This window comes from Allorhizocola rhizosphaerae (assembly GCF_003426775.1).
GTDB classification, from domain to species: domain Bacteria; phylum Actinomycetota; class Actinomycetes; order Mycobacteriales; family Micromonosporaceae; genus Allorhizocola; species Allorhizocola rhizosphaerae.
Genome location: NZ_QJUG01000070.1, coordinates 21,852 through 36,647, shown reverse-complemented (window position 1 = coordinate 36,647; position 14,796 = coordinate 21,852). Strand labels below are relative to the sequence as shown.

At 68.5% G+C, this 14,796-nt stretch carries 13 protein-coding genes; 7 read left to right on the top strand and 6 right to left on the bottom strand.

Features of this window, described 5'->3' with window-relative positions:
* The 5 genes from DM816_RS17215 to DM816_RS17190 form a co-directional block, all read left to right on the top strand.
* Window positions 1–1,311 (top strand): DUF5691 domain-containing protein (locus tag DM816_RS17215; protein ID WP_246001998.1); only part of this gene is annotated, 1,311 nt, incomplete at its 5' end.
* Between the two features lie 233 nt (window positions 1,312–1,544).
* The gene (locus DM816_RS17205; protein ID WP_246001997.1) at window positions 1,545–2,603 is read left to right on the top strand and encodes an ATP-binding protein; all 1,059 of its coding nucleotides are present in this window, start codon (window positions 1,545–1,547) and stop codon (window positions 2,601–2,603) included.
* A gap of 29 nt (window positions 2,604–2,632) precedes the next feature.
* Window positions 2,633–3,997 (top strand): APC family permease, encoded by a 1,365-nt coding sequence (locus tag DM816_RS17200; RefSeq protein WP_117211249.1) that lies wholly within the window; start codon window positions 2,633–2,635, stop codon window positions 3,995–3,997.
* A 10-nt stretch (window positions 3,998–4,007) separates the two neighbouring features.
* The gene (locus DM816_RS17195) at window positions 4,008–6,158 is read left to right on the top strand and encodes a DUF5682 family protein (protein ID WP_117211248.1); all 2,151 of its coding nucleotides are present in this window, start codon (window positions 4,008–4,010) and stop codon (window positions 6,156–6,158) included.
* On the top strand, window positions 6,148–7,293 hold the full coding sequence (locus tag DM816_RS17190; RefSeq protein WP_117211247.1) for a VWA domain-containing protein: 1,146 nt from the start codon (window positions 6,148–6,150) through the stop codon (window positions 7,291–7,293). Before DM816_RS17195 ends, DM816_RS17190 begins: the two co-directional genes overlap by 11 nt.
* Before the next feature lie 88 nt (window positions 7,294–7,381).
* On the opposite strand, the gene DM816_RS17185 is transcribed toward DM816_RS17190, so the two are convergent.
* The 6 genes from DM816_RS17185 to DM816_RS17160 all read right to left on the bottom strand — a co-directional run bounded on the left by DM816_RS17185 (window position 7,382) and on the right by DM816_RS17160 (window position 13,096).
* A complete protein-coding gene (locus tag DM816_RS17185) occupies window positions 7,382–7,789 on the bottom strand; it encodes a hypothetical protein (protein WP_162907562.1) in 408 nt (135 codons plus the stop codon).
* 180 nt (window positions 7,790–7,969) lie between these two features.
* Window positions 7,970–8,818: a non-homologous end-joining DNA ligase gene (gene ligD, locus DM816_RS17180; RefSeq protein ID WP_117211245.1), complete on the bottom strand. Its 849-nt coding sequence runs from the start codon at window positions 8,816–8,818 to the stop codon at window positions 7,970–7,972.
* A 180-nt stretch (window positions 8,819–8,998) separates the two neighbouring features.
* Entirely contained in the window at window positions 8,999–9,265 is a 267-nt protein-coding gene (locus DM816_RS17175; protein WP_117211244.1) for a DUF6582 domain-containing protein, read from the bottom strand.
* Window positions 9,266–9,294: 29 nt separating this feature from the next.
* Window positions 9,295–10,818, bottom strand: a complete 1,524-nt coding sequence (locus DM816_RS17170; protein WP_117211243.1) for a methionine--tRNA ligase — start codon at window positions 10,816–10,818, stop codon at window positions 9,295–9,297.
* Window positions 10,819–10,993: 175 nt separating this feature from the next.
* Entirely contained in the window at window positions 10,994–11,968 is a 975-nt protein-coding gene (locus DM816_RS17165) for a winged helix DNA-binding domain-containing protein (protein ID WP_117211242.1), read from the bottom strand.
* A gap of 30 nt (window positions 11,969–11,998) precedes the next feature.
* Window positions 11,999–13,096 carry an epoxide hydrolase family protein gene (locus tag DM816_RS17160; protein WP_117211241.1) on the bottom strand — a complete coding sequence of 366 codons (1,098 nt, stop codon included), beginning with the start codon at window positions 13,094–13,096 and terminating at the stop codon, window positions 11,999–12,001.
* A 52-nt stretch (window positions 13,097–13,148) separates the two neighbouring features.
* On the opposite strand from DM816_RS17160, the gene DM816_RS17155 reads away from it, so the two are divergent.
* Entirely contained in the window at window positions 13,149–14,123 is a 975-nt protein-coding gene (locus DM816_RS17155) for a helix-turn-helix transcriptional regulator (protein ID WP_117211240.1), read from the top strand.
* Window positions 14,101–14,718 carry a DUF998 domain-containing protein gene (locus DM816_RS17150; protein WP_117211239.1) on the top strand — a complete coding sequence of 206 codons (618 nt, stop codon included), beginning with the start codon at window positions 14,101–14,103 and terminating at the stop codon, window positions 14,716–14,718. The genes DM816_RS17155 and DM816_RS17150 overlap by 23 nt, the downstream gene beginning before the upstream one ends.
* Window positions 14,719–14,796 lie beyond the last annotated feature (78 nt).

Sequence of the window (14,796 nt, the reverse complement as noted above, 5' to 3'; positions counted from 1 at the left end):
CGGCCGGTGCGCGGGCTTGAGCCGATACTGGCACCGGCCGAGCAGCGCGCGGTCGCCTCGCGCGGTGCCGGGGCGCGGCTGGCGCGGCTGCTGTCCGACGCCGACGGGTTCACCGACCGGCGCACCAAGCGGGAGCTGGTGCGTGAGTGGCTGGAGCTGGCCGCCGAGCGCGATCTGCTTGCCCCGCCACGGGTTCTGGTCGGCCTGGCGGAGATGGCCACCTCCGAGGTGGCCCTGCGCCCGCTGGTGCGTGCGGTCGGCGGTGAGCGCCTGGCCTGGCTCGCCTCCCACGGCCCCGGGCGGTGGGCCTGGGTGTTCCCCGACGAGCTGCAGGCGGGCGGCGAGGGCGGCTGGCAGATGGGCACGCTGGACGTGCGCACGCGCCACCTGCACCGGATTCGGGCGGCAGACCCGGGCGCCGGGCGCGAGCTGCTGGCCGAGACATGGGCGCAGGAGCGGGCCGCCGACCTGGCCGCGCTCATCCGGGTGTGCCTGACCGGCCTGTCCGACGACGACGAGGCGTGGCTGGAGAAGGCGCTCGACGACCGGCGAGCGCAGGTGCGCGAGGCCGCAGCCGAGTTGCTGGCTGCGCTGCCGTCCTCGTCGTGGCGGCTGCGCATGGCCGAGCGGGCGCTGGCGTGCGTGCGGGCCGACGGGCCGAATCGGCTCCAGATCGTGCCGCCGGCGGAGCTTGACGCGTCGTTGCGCCGCGATGGGCTGACCAACCGGCCGCCCTATGGGCTGGGCGAGCGGGCGTGGCTGCTGCTGCAGATCGTGTCGTCCGCGCCGCTGGAGTGCTGGTCCTCATTGGACGCCCACCCCGAAGATTTGCTGGCTCGCAAGGCAAACGACGACTGGCGGCCCACGCTGCTGCAAGGCTGGGCGCGGGCCGCGCTGCTGCAGAAGGACCGGTGCTGGGCCCTGGCGCTGTACCGGTGCGGCTTCGAACACGCGCCGCCGTCCCTGCCGCAACTGGTGTCGTTGCTCGCGCCCCAAGACGCGGTCGAGGTGGCTCAGGACGCGGTGCGCGGGCGCCCCGGCCGGATGAACGAGCTGCTGGCCGCCCTGCCCCGACCGTGGTCGGCAGAGGTGGCCGAGATCGTGCTTGGTTACCTTAGCCAGCCCTCGCAGCGCCAGCGCGGTGGCTGGTCCACGCTCACCTACCTCGCCGAGACCGGCCTGTCGCCCGATGCGCTGCCGCGCGTCCGCGCGCTCGCCGAAGCGTCCGATGACGACAGTCATCGTGCCGCCCTGGAGCAATTGGCTTCACTGCTACAGATTCGCCACGAGATCCGTCAGGAGTTCCTGTGACCATGACTGCCGAAACGCAAGGCGCCGCCACGGATGGGGCCGCGACGCAGGGGCCTGCGACGCAAGGGGCTGCGACGCAAGGGGCTGCGGCGCAAGGGGCTGCGACGCAAGGGGCTGCGGCGCAAGGGGCCGCGACGCAAGGGGCCGCGACGCAGGGGCCTGCGACACAAGGGGCTGCGACGGATAGGGCTGCGGCGCAAGGGGCCGCGTCCGGTGTGGGTCAGGGCGGTGCCGTGCTCAGGCCGCACGCCGAGCAGCTTTACGCCGATGAGCTCGCGATGCTGGCCAAGCGCGATGATCTGCCCCGACCGCCGGGCTGGCGGCTCTCGCCGCAGGCCGTCGTGACCTACCTGCTGGGCGATGGCGACGCGATCACACCGAAATACATCGGGCCGCGCCGGCTCATCGAGGTCGCGGTGGCGACCCTGGCCACCGATCGGGCACTGCTCTTGCTTGGCGTCCCCGGTACCGCAAAGACTTGGGTTTCAGAACATCTCGCCGCGGCCATCTCGGGGGATTCCACGCTGCTGGTGCAGGGCACGGCCGGCACGCCCGAGGAGGCCATCCGCTACGGGTGGAACTACGCCCGCCTGCTGGCGGAGGGGCCGTCGGCGGGTGCGCTGGTGCCGAGCCCGGTCATGCGCGCGATGCGCACGGGAACGATCGCGCGCGTGGAGGAGCTGACCCGGGTGCCGTCCGACGTGCAGGACACCTTCATCACGATCCTGTCGGAGAAGGTGCTGCCCGTGCCGGAGCTCGGCGACGAGGTGCAGGCGGTCAAGGGGTTCAACGTCATCGCCACCGCCAATGACCGCGACCGTGGGGTCAACGAGCTGTCCAGCGCGCTGCGGCGCCGCTTCAACACCGTGGTTCTGCCGGTACCGGCATCGGCCGACGAAGAGGTCGACATCGTGGCGCGGCGCGTGACCGAGATGGGCCGCGCGCTGGAGCTGCCGGAGGTGCCCGATTCAATTGTGGAGATTCGCCGTGCGGTGACGATTTTCCGCGAGTTGCGGGAGGGCGTGACGGCCGACGGGCGGACCAAGCTCAAGACGCCGAGCGGCACGCTGTCCACGGCCGAGGCCATTTCGGTGATGACCAGCGGGGTGTCGTTGGCCGCGCACTTCGGCGACGGGGTGGTGCGCGCGGCCGATGTGGCGGCGGGCATCCGCGGCGCGGTGGTGCGCGATCCGGTTTCCGACGCGGTGATCTGGCGTGAATACCTGGAGACGGTGGTGCGCGAGCGCGAGGGCTGGCAGGACTTCTACCGCGCGGCCCGCGAGGCCGAATAGGACCGTCCCCGCCGGGGTAAGGGCGGCGGATGGGCGGCGATGTTTCGATTCCTGTGACGCGCGTGCCCGGCGAGTTCGAGCACGGGCTGCGCCGGGTGATCACGCGCCCAATGCTGATCTTCTTCATTCTGGGCGACATCCTCGGTGCCGGCATCTACTCGCTGACCGGCCAGGTGGGCCGGAACGCCGGGGGTGCGATCTGGGCGTCGTTCCTGATCGCGTTTCTGCTGGCGTTCCTGACCGCGTTCGCCTACATGGAGCTGGTGACCAAATATCCGCAGGCCGCGGGCGGAGCGCTCTACTGCGACCGGGCGTTCCAGATCAAGTTCCTGAGCTTCCTGGTGACGTTCGCCATCATGGCGTCCGGGGTGACGTCGGCGAGTTTTGCCGCCACCCGGGTCGGCGGGCGTTACTTCACCGGGCTCACCGGCGTGGAGAACCCGCCGATGGTCCTGATCGGCGCGCTCGCGATCCTCCTTGTCGCGGCGATCAACTACTGGGGTGTGTCCGAGTCGATCAAGGTGAACATTGTCGTCACCTGTATCGAACTGACCGGTTTGCTGTTCATCATCGGGATCGGGGCGTGGGTGCTGTCCCGCGGGCAGGGCGATCCCGCGGCCGCGTTCGACTTCTCGGGCACCGGATTCGGTGTCGCCACCGGGCTCCTGGCCGGTGCGGCGACCGCCTTCTACGCGTTTCTGGGGTTTGAGGACTCGGTCAACCTGGCCGAGGAGACCACCAATCCGTCGCGCGACTTCCCGCCCGCCATGATCACCGGGCTGGCCGTCGCGGGCATCATCTACCTGCTGGTCGCGTTCACCGCCGCCATGACGGTGCCGCTCGATGTGCTCACGGCGTCCAGCGGGCCGCTGCTGGAGGTGGTGCGCATCGGCGCGCCCGACCTTCCCGCCTCGCGCGTCTTCTCGGCCGTTTCGATGATCGCGGTGTCCAACACCATGCTGATCAACATGCTGATGGCTTCCCGGCTGCTGTACGGCATGGCCAAGCGCGACGTGCTGCCGCGCCCGTTCGCCGTGCTGTCGCCGCGCCGCACGCCGTGGTTCTCGATCGTGTTCACCACGGCCCTGTCCATCCTGCTGCTGATGACCGTCGATGACCTGACGTCCCTGTCGGATACCACGGTGCTCCTGCTCACGGGCGTGTTCTTGCTCGTGAACATTTCGGCCCTGGTGCTGCGCCGGGAGCGGGTGGAGCACCGGCACTTCCGCGCGCCGACGATCGTGCCGATCCTCGGGGCCGTCGTGTCCGCGGTGTTCCTGCTGCCGTTCGTGCGCGAGCTGCCGATCTATCTGCTCGCCCTGTGGCTGCTGCTGGGCGGCACCGTGCTGTGGGCCGTCAACCGGCTGTTCCAGCGTTTGGCCGCGTCACGCTAGAGTCGCGCGTGTGCAACTGCGGGTGTTCGGGATCAGGCATCACGGGCCGGGATCGGCGCGGGCGCTGGTGCGCGCGCTGGACGAGCTGAAGCCCGACGTCATCCTGGTCGAGGGGCCGCCGGAGGCCGACGGGCTGGTGGCGCTGGCCGGGAGCCCGCAGATGCGTCCGCCCGTGGCGCTGCTGGCATACACCGAGAAGTCGTCGTCGTTCTGGCCGTTCGCCGTGTTTTCGCCCGAATGGCAGGCCATCCGGTATTCGCTGCGCGAGGGCGTGCCGTTGAGGTTTTGCGACCTGCCCGCAGGGCAACGGGTCACCGGACAGTCCAAAGAGGACGGAATCGACCCCATCGCGAGCCTGGCCGACGCGGCCGGATACGACGACCCCGAGCGCTGGTGGGAGGATGTGATCGAGCACCAGCGGGATGGCACGCCGCCGTTTGAGGCCGTGGCGGAGGCGATGGTGGTCGTGCGGGCGTCGCATCCGGCCAAGCATTACGACCTGGTGCGGGAAGCGTACATGCGCCAGGTGTTGCGCAAGGCCATCAAGGAGGGGTTCGAGCGGATCGCCGTGGTGTGCGGGGCCTGGCACGCGCCGGCACTGATCGGGCCGCTACCGTCGGCCGCGAGCGATGCGGCGTTGCTCAAAGGGCTTGCCAAGCAACAGGTTTCGATGACGTGGGTGCCGTGGACGCACGGCCGCCTGGCGTGGTGGACCGGATATGGCGCCGGTGTCGCGTCCCCGGGGTGGTATCACCACCTGTTCACCGTGCACGACCGGGTCATCGAGCGCTGGCTGGTGGGCGTGGCCGGGGTGCTGCGCGAAGACGACCTGCCCGTGTCGAGCGCACACGTCATCGAGGCCACCCGGTTGGCGGAGGCGCTGGCCGTGCTGCGTGGGCGTCCGCACGCGGGCCTGTCCGAGGTGACGGAGGCGACCCGGGCCGTGCTGTGCGACGGCGACGAGACCCGCCTGAAACTGGTGCAGCGCAAGGTGGTCGTGGGCGAGCAGCTCGGCACCGTGCCCGACGAGACGCCGTCCGTGCCGCTGGTGCGCGATGTCGAGGCGGCGCAACGGCGGCTGCGCTTTCCGCCGCAGGCCGTCGGGCGAGACGTCAACCTGGATCTGCGCAAGCCCAACGATCTGGCGCGCAGCCAGCTGCTGCACCGGCTGCGCCTGCTCGGCATCGGCTGGGGCACGCCGCAGGAACACCAGGGCGGGCGCGGCACCTTCTGGGAGTCGTGGCATGTGCTGTGGCAGCCGGAGTTCGCGGTCGACCTGATCGTCGCGAGCGCATACGGGACCTCCGTTGAGGCGGCGGCGACCGCGAAGGTGATCGAGGTCAGCGGGAGCGGCGACCTGCCCGCGCTCACCGAGCTGGTCGAGTCGTGTCTGCTGGCCCAGCTGCCCGAGGCGCAGGAGACGGTGCTCCGCGCGCTCGACCAGCGAGCCGCGCTCGATGCCGACATCGTCCACCTGATGGCCGCGATCCCACCCCTTGCCAGAACTTTGCGGTACGGAGACGTGCGCCGCACCGATCTGGCCGACCTCGCCCCCGTGCTGACCGGTCTCGTCCAGCGCGTCCAAATCGGACTCCCGGGCGCGCTCACGGGTGTGGCCGAGGAGGCGGCCAAGGAGCTCGCGGGCGTGCTGGATCGCGTGCACGAGTCGATCCGGCTGCTGGCCGATCTGCTGCCGCTGCGCGACGAGTGGCTGCAGGCGCTGCGCGGGCTGGTGGACCGGCCCGACCTGCCGGGCCTGCTGGCCGGGCGGCTCACCCGGCTGCTGCGCGACGAGGGCGGGTTGACGTTCGACGAGGTCGAGCTGCGCCTGGCCCGCGTGCTGTCGATCGGCGTGCCGCCGGCGCAGGCGGCCGCGTTTGTGGAGGGCTTCCTGAGCGGTGGGGGCCTCCTGCTGGTACACGATGAAAAGCTCTTAAGTCTTATTGATCGGTGGGTGAGCGCGCTTCCGGCGGAAAGCTTCAGCGCCACGCTTCCGTTGCTGCGACGAACTTTTTCGGAGTTCGCGGGGCCGGAACGGCGGGCGATCGGGGAGCGGCTGCGGCAACCGGGCGCACGCCGTCCACAAGCGACAGAAGATCTGGATTTCGATCGGGTTTCCCTCATACTGCCCACGTTGAAGGTGTTGCTCGATGTCCGATGACGAGGAGAGACTACGGCGGTGGCGGCTGGTCCTCGGTGGCGAGGACGGGCAGGACGGCACCGGATTCGAACTGCAGGGCGACGATCAGGCGATGGACGGCGCACTGTCGGCGCTGTATGGCGGCGGGGGCGGCAGCGGTCAGCGCAAGGGCGGGCTCGGCGCATCGGCCCCCAACGTGGCGCGGTGGCTGGGCGACATCCGGCAATACTTCCCGTCGTCGGTGGTGCAGGTGATGCAGGCCGACGCGATCGATCGGCTCAACCTGACCCAGCTGCTCTTGGAACCCGAGATGCTGCAAGCGGTCGAGCCCGACATCAATCTGGTGGGCACACTGCTGTCGCTGGGCAACGTGCTGCCGGAAAAGGCGCGCAGCACGGCCCGGCAGGTAGTGTCCAAAGTGGTCGCCGATCTGGAGCGCAAGGTGGCGCAGCGAACCCGGGCGGCCGTGACCGGGGCGCTCAACCGGGCCGCGCGGATCAGCCGGCCCCGGCATCACGAGATCGACTGGAATCGCACCATCAAAGCGAATTTGAAGCACTACCAGGCGGCGCATCGGACCATCGTGCCCGAGCGGCTGGTGGGATATGGCCGTAGCTCGCGGGCCGTGCAGCGCGATGTGGTGCTGTGCGTGGACCAGTCGGGGTCGATGGCGGCCTCGGTTGTCTACAGTGGAGTGTTCGGCGCGGTGCTCGCGTCGATGAAGACGTTGCGCACGTCGCTGGTCGTGTTTGACACCGCGGTTGTCGACCTGACCGAGCATTTGCACGACCCGGTGGAGGTGCTGTTCGGCACCCAGCTGGGCGGCGGCACCGACATCAATCGGGCCATCGCCTACTGTGAGGGGCTGATCACCCGACCGCGCGACTCCATCTTCGTGCTCATCAGCGATCTTTATGAGGGTGGGGTACGGGAGGAAATGCTGCGCCGGATGGCCGCCCTGCAGGCAGCGGGGGTGCAAGTGATCGTGCTGCTGGCGCTGTCCGATGAGGGCAAGCCGGCCTACGACCATGACAACGCGGCAGCCCTTGCGGCGCTTGGCATTCCGGCGTTCGCCTGCACGCCGGACAGGTTCGGCGACATGATGGCCGCGGCCATCGAGCGGCGCGATGTGTTGGCGGCGTGCGGACTGCGGTGACCGGCACGGATTCGAGCCCCGCTGTCCAGTCCGCGCCGAACGGATCGTGGATCAGCGGGGTTCAGCGTTCACCGAATGTGCGGAGGGCTCAAATTCTGTAATGGATTACGGCTGCCGGAATGGCTTCTCCGCCGATATTGGAGGTGGTGAGGGCGTCCCAGTTTTGCGTGCCCGCCGGGTTGTTCACATAGAACGAGATGTAACACGCCTGCGTGGTCTGCTGGCACCACTTGGAACGGGTTCCGCCCGGTGCCGAGGTGACATACATGGCTATTGATGTCTGCTTGGTGCAGTTGACCGAGCCGCTGATGAGCAGCCTTGAGCCCACCGTGGTGGCGTCGACATAATTGCGGCACTGGAAGGTGCCGTTTCCGAACGACTTCCATGCTCCCCAGGCTTGCCACCCTGCGGCATGTGCTGGGGCAGACCCCAGAATGATGGTGCCCGTGGCCATCAACAGCGCCACGAGCATTGCCGGAATGCTCTTACGTTTCAATATCTTCTTCCTTCCAGCCTGAAGCGGCCTTTCCCACATGGGTGGTGACTGTGGCTTGGCCAAGGATCGATCTGATGCTCATAGATATAAGCAGGGTGTCGCATGGGCAACAACGGCTAACGCTGTTCGGCATCGTCCGGATTTGTACGAACACCGTCCAAAGGACGTCCGATCCGGAAGCTAAGCCAGCGCTTTGAGCCGCTTGTGGGCTGCTCGCAGTGAGCGGCCCCTCGGCGTGTCCGGCCAAGGCGCGGGAGGCTTGCGGACGGTGAAGTCGCGGGCGCTCTTGAGCGAGTCCAATTGCGACCATTCGATCGGGGCGGCCACGGGCGCGCCGGGCAGGGCCCGCACGGCGAACGGCGCGACCGCGGTCTGCGCATAGCCGTTGCGCGCCACGTCGAGATAGAGTCGCCTGCCGCGCTTGGCTTTGCGCGCCTCGGTGGTCAGCGTGGCGGGGTGGCGTGCCGCAAGCAGGTCGGCCACGTCGCGGGCGAAGGCGCGCACCTGGTCGAAGCCGGCGCTGCGGTCCAGGCGCACGATGATGTGCAGGCCGCGCGAGCCGGTGGTCATCGGCAGCGACGGCAGGCCGAGCTCGTCGAGCAGCTCGCGCAGCCGCAGTGCGGCCGTCTTCACCGTGGCGAAGGATCCGGCCGGGTCGAGATCGAAGACGAGCCGGTCGGGGTGGTCCAGCTTGTCTATTTTGGACAGCCACACGTGCGGGCTGATGCAGGCCTGATTGGCCAGGTATGCCAGCGTGTCCGCGTCATCGCACACGACGTGGGTGACCGTGCCGCCCTCCTTGGCCACCTCCACGCGATGAATCCAGCCGGGGAAGTAGTCGGGGATATCCTTGTGCACCCAGGCCTTGCCGCCCACGCCATCCGGGTAGCGGAACATCACGAGCGGCCGCTTGCGCAGGTGCGGCAGCATGAGCGGCGCGATGTCGCGATAATAGCCCACCAGATCGGCCTTGGTCACGCCGTCGTCCGGGAAAAGCACCTTATCGGGACGTGTGACTTCTACCCGCATGCGACACTTCCTCAAGCGTGCGACCGGTTTTCACCGACGCGTCGTCACGTTCGGCGTGGCCCGCCGGCGTGCTCGTCCTTCAACTTTACGAGCAACCACAACGGTTCCGGGCGGACTCGGAACCGGTTGAGCGCCCATCCACCCGAAAACTTCTTGCCGTCGAGCCGGAATTTGGCGTGCTCACGGCTTGCCGAGCTCGTGCCAGTTCTCCGCCTCGATCTCGACATCGTAGTGCTTGGCCGCCTTCTGGATGTTGGCGAACGCCTGGTCACGCTCCTTGTCGGTGACGTCCTCTACCTGGTCGAAGCGGGCCAGCGCGTTGCGCACATGATCGGCGTCCGTGAGCGGCTCCTTGCGCTTGTCCGGGAAGGCGAACACGCTGTCGGGCAGGTCGGACCGCTCGGTCAGCTCCCCATGCTTCTCATGCGGTTTCCATGTGGTCTTCATTCCTATCCGGTACCCGTGACGCCGCACATTCACGCCGTCCCGGCCGGGATCTTCGGGAACAGCGGTTCCGGACGGGGCAGCCGTCTGGCCGACGCCGTGCACTGGGCGGTGATCCGGTCCGCGGTGCCGGGCAGGAAAGGCCGGATCTCCTCGGCCAGCGTCCGGCAGGCGCGGATGAGCAAGTCCAGAGCGTCGTCGAGGCGCGCCGTGGCCTCGATATCGCCGTCACGCTCGGCCTTGGCCAGGTGCCATGGCCGGACCTGCTCGACGTAGCGGTTGGCCTCCTCCACAACACTCCAGATCGCCGCCGTGGCGCCACGGAAGTCGTAGGCGTCCAGGGCCGCCGCCACCAGGACCGGTGCCTGTAGGCAGGCGTTCGTCAGCCGGTGCGCCTCCGCGTTGGGCTGCGGGGTGCCGGCCGGTGGCCGGCCGTCGCGATAGCGGTGCACCATGGCGACGACGCGGGAGATGAGGTTGCCCAGATCGTCGGCGAGATCGCCGTTCGTGCGGGCGATGAGCCGGTCGACGGTGAAGTCCACCTCGCCGACCCGCGGCACCTCGCGCAGCAGCCACCAGCGCACCGGATCGGTCCCGAACCGGCTGACGAGCTCGACAGGGTCGACCGCGGTTCCCGCCGACTTGCTGATTTTGCCGCCGTCGACCGTGAGGTAGTCATGCACGACGATGTCGGTCGGCAGCGGTTCGCCCGCCGACAGCAGCATCGCCGGCCAGTACACGGCGTGGAACCGCAGCACTCCCTTGCCGAGCAGATGCACCCGCCGGGTGCTGTCCACCCACCAGCGCCGGTAGTCGGGGCCGTCGTTGGCGTAGCCGAGGGCGGTGATGTAGTTGCCAAGTGCGTCCCACCAGACGTAGACGACCTGGTCGGGATCGTCGGGCACGGGGATGCCCCAGCCGCGGGCGCGGGCGTGCGAGCGGGAGATGCTGAAGTCCTCCAGCCCGGCCGCGATGAAGCCGAGGACCTCGTTGCGGCGGACCGCCGGTTCGACGCGCAACCGACCGCTCTCGATGAGCTCGTAGAGCCGGTCCTGGTAGCGGGACAGCCGGAAGAACCAGTTTTGCTCCGTGACGAGCTCCGGCGCGGTGCCGTGCTCGGGGCAGCGGCCGGCGCGCAGCTCGCCCGGCGTGAAGAACTGTTCGCACCCCACGCAGTACAGCCCTTGGTAGTGCTTGCGGTAGATGTCGCCGGACGCGGCGCAGGCCCGCCAGAAGCGTTCCACGCCCGGCCGGTGGCGGGGGTCGCGACTGGTGCGGATGAAGTCGTCGAGGGAGATGTCCAGCGGTCGGCGCAGTGCCTCGAACGCGTCGCCATTGCGATCGACCAGCTCCCGCGTCGGCACGCCCGCGGCCTCGGCGGCCAGCACGTTCTTCAGCGAGTTGTCGTCCGTGCCGGTGAGGAACCGGACCTCGTCGCCGCGCTGCCGCCGGTGCCTGGCCAGCACGTCGGCCTGCACGAGCTCCAGAGCGAATCCCAGGTGCGGGCGAGCGTTGACGAACGGGATGGTCGTGGTGACGTAGAACCGATCGGGCATCGGAACCTCCTTGGAAGGTTTGGGGGCTCCGACCCATAAACACGTCGAGGCCCCGGATCTGGGGCCTCTGAACGTCATCCGTCCAGCGTCAACAGCCCCGAAGGCGGGGCATCATCGCGCGGACCGAGGACGCATGCATGCGGACAAGATAGCAGCTTGGGCAGCGCGAGTCTTTTCAATAGCGCGGGTAATGGGCGACTGGGGGCACCAACTCCAGGCCTGGCACAGGGACGAAAAGGTCGAGCTGGAGGTCGCCGTGCTCGACCCACCACGTGCCGACGACACGGCCGTCGTGCAGGACGGTGGCCTTGACGACCGCGCCAATGCATACGCGCCTTTGCACGTCTGGGTCCATGATGCGCGTCCGGTCGGCATGCGCGGTCAGCAGGTTGTCGACGTACGGAAGCAGGCGTGTCGGCGCGGGCGTGTCGGGGTCGGGCAGGGGCGCGTCAGGCAGGTCGTATAGCCCGCCTTCGAGCTCGTGAAGCGGCATCTGTGCCACGTGCTCACGCAACCGGGTCAGGCCCGACCATGCCTGCATGTCCTTGACCGTCGCCGGGCCGAACGCGGCAAGATAGCGCGCTATCAAGGGTTTTGGGTCTGTGTCCGCTTGCACGGGTTGCCCGAGCCAGTCCTCCGCCAACGCGAGCACGGTCCGCGAGCCGGGGCCGGGTGGGTGGACGATCGGGACCAGGAACTGCACGGACGAGGCCAGCGCTTTGGGGTCGTGGTCGGGCCAGCGTCGGGCCAGGCGCTGGGCGAGTTCGGTGCGGGTCAACGGGCCTTCGGCGAGGATGTCGGTCGCCGCGGACGTCAGCTCGCCGGGGACCTGCCCGAAGAAGCGTTGCGTGCGAGCCAGCACGGGCCGCAGCACCGGCCACCACGCCAGGTAGTCCTGCGCGGTGACGATGTGCTGCGTGCCGCGCAGGAGCGGAGCTCGGACCAGTGTGCGGGCTTGGAGGTTGGCGTCCACCTCGGCCGCAAGCCCGCGCGCCGCAGCGGAAAGCGAAGCACCGCCACGATCCTGGGCATTGAGGCCCGCCAAGCGATGCACGGCGTCCACAGTGGACACGTGAAGGTCCACCCCGTCCAGCAGGAACTGCCGGAACAGGGTGGCCCGGTTCAACCCCAGCATGGTCATGGGACGCATGTGAGACTCCGTTCAGGCCAAGCCGTGCTCTTACGCGGGTGTGCTCGGCCGTGCAGCGGCCCGAGCACACCCGCTGCCGAAGAATGCGTTGATGTCTGAGGCGAACTCGTGCGGTTGCTCCAGCGCGAAGAAGTGGCCGCCGACGTCTTTTTGCGACCAGTGCACGATGTTGTGGTCGCGCTCGGCGTATGGCCGGATCGCGTATTCGTTGGTGGCGGCCAGCAGCACACCGGTCGGCACGGTTCCGCGTTCGCTGTAGGACCAGTCGTTCACGTGTTCGTAGTAAACCATGGCCGCCGACCCGGCCGTGCCGGTGAACCAATACAGACTCACGTTGGTCAGGAAGCGGTCGCGGTCGATGGGTGACCCGGCCCAGCGATGGAAGCTCTCCGCGATCCACGCCAACTGCCCGGCCGGTGAGTCGCTCAGTCCAAACGCGAGGGTCGCGGGCGACTTCGACTGGATGTGAAAGTATCCGTCGTTCGAGGCTTCGAGTGCGTCCCAGCGCGACTGTTCGTCCTCGGAGAGGATGGCGGGCTCGTCGCCGGAGGGGAATGACAGAATCGCGTTGAGGTGGATGCCAATGACGCTGTCCGGTGCGAGCTTGCCCATCTCGGGTGCCACGAACGCACCCGTGTCGCCGCCCTGCACGCCATAACGCTCATAGCCCAGCTCCGCCATGAGTTTGGTCAGGGCCTGCGCCATGCGCTTGGGTGTCCACCCGGGCGACGCGAGCGGCGACGAGAACGCGAAGCCCGGCAGCGACGGGACGACGAGGTGAAAGTCGTTGCGCAACAACGGGATCACGTCCAGGAACTCGACGAACGAGCTGGGCCAGCCGTGCAGCAGCATCAGCGGCATGGCGTCGGGGTTGCTCGACCGCTCGTGCGCGAAGTGAATCTTCTGCCCGTCGATGGTGGTGGTGAAATGGGCCAGCTCGTTCAGGCGCGCCTCCTGCGCCCGCCAGTCGAAGCCGTCGCGCCAGTAGGAGGCCAGCTCCCGGGCGTGCGCGACCGGCGTGCCGCGGCTCCAGTCGTCGGTGACGGACGCTGGCCAGCGGGTCCGGTCGAGGCGGGCGTGCAGGTCGTCGAGGTCGGACTGCGGGATCCGGATGGTGATCTCGTTCATGCCGACCACGCTAAGGGCAGTAGCGGACATGTTCGGTCCTATACTGATTTCTGTGAAGGAAACCTCGGCCCGGCTGTTGCGCCTGCTCACGCTTCTGCAGACGCGGCGGGAGTGGTCCGGCGCCGAGCTGGCCGACCGGCTCGGGGTGACGACGCGGACCGTCCGCAGGGATATCGATAAACTGCGCTCTCTCGGGTACCCGATAAAAGCATTTAAAGGCATTGCTGGGGGGTACCGGTTGAGCTCCGGCGCTGAGCTGCCCCCGCTTCAGCTCGACGACGACGAGGCGGTGGCGCTCGCGATCGCGTTGCGCACTGCCGCCGGCTCAAGCGTGGCGGGCATCGGCGAAACAGCGCTGCGCGCGTTGGTCAAACTCGAACAGGTGCTCCCGTCGCGGCTGCGCCACCGCGTCACGGCGATGAACATCTCCACGGTGCCAACGCCTTTCACGGAGTCCGATGTGGATGCCGGCGTGCTGGCGGCCGTCGCCACCGCGTGTCGCGACCATCAACGGCTCAGGTTCGACTATCGCGGCGACGTCAGGAGCACAGAGCCGCACGAGCTGGTGCACTGGGGTCGAAGGTGGTATCTGGTGGCTTGGGATCTCGACCGCGACGCGTGGCGCACGTTTCGGGTCGACCGGCTCAGCCCGCGCGTCCCGACCGGCCCGCGCTTCGAGCCGCGCACGCTCGACGCGGCCGCCTTCGTGGCGCAGAGCGTCGCGAGTGCCTGGCCATACCAGGCGACGATCCGTCTGCACGCCTCCGCCGAATCCGTTGCGGCGCAAGCATACGGCTCATACGGGCGAATCGAGCCGATCGATGACGCGACATGTCTCTACCACGTGGGCTCGGACAGCCCGGCGAGTCTGGCCTTTCTCCTGGCCGCGCTCGACGTGGACTTCGACGTCGACCCCGATTCGGAATTGGCCCGCGAATTGGGGGTCAAGGCCGACCGTTTCCGGCGAGCGATGAGTTTCGCGGGCGGCCCCCGTCTAACCCGGCATGAACACCAAGACACTGCTTAGCGCGGGCGTCATCGCCGGACCGCTGTTCGTCATCACCGTCGTCGCGCAGATGTTCACGCGTGCCGGCTTCGATCCAAAACGCCACCCGTTGAGCCTGCTCAGCCTGGGCGAACTGGGCTGGATCCAGATCACCAACTTTGTCCTATGTGGACTGCTCGCCTTTGTCTCGGCGTTCGGCCTGCGCCGTGTGCTGGCCGATGGGCGCGGGTCGAAATGGGGCCCCATCCTGATCGGGGCCTATGGTCTGGCGCTGGTGTGGGGTGGTGTGTTCGTCGCCGATCCGATAGATGGATACCCGGTCGGCACCCCGCTCGGCACCGACAACGTCCAGCTTTCATGGCACGGGATCCTGCACGCTCTGGCCCCGGTCGTCGCGGGGATCGCCCTCATCGCGGCGGCCGTCATCTTCGCCCGCCGGTTCGCAGCCGAGGCCAAGCGGGGCTGGATGTGGTACACCATCATCACGCTGGTTTTGTATCTCGTCCTCGCCACGGCCTCCTTCCCACTCGGCGACTTCCGCATCCAACTCGCCGGCGGCGCAGCCCTCTGGATCTGGGTCTCCCTCATCACCGCCCACTACACCCCCCGCCCCTGATGTGCCGCCCCAATCTGGACCGTTTCGCCCTCATGTGCCGGGCGGCTTTTGACCCAGTCAGGGTCCCGCATCGGCGGG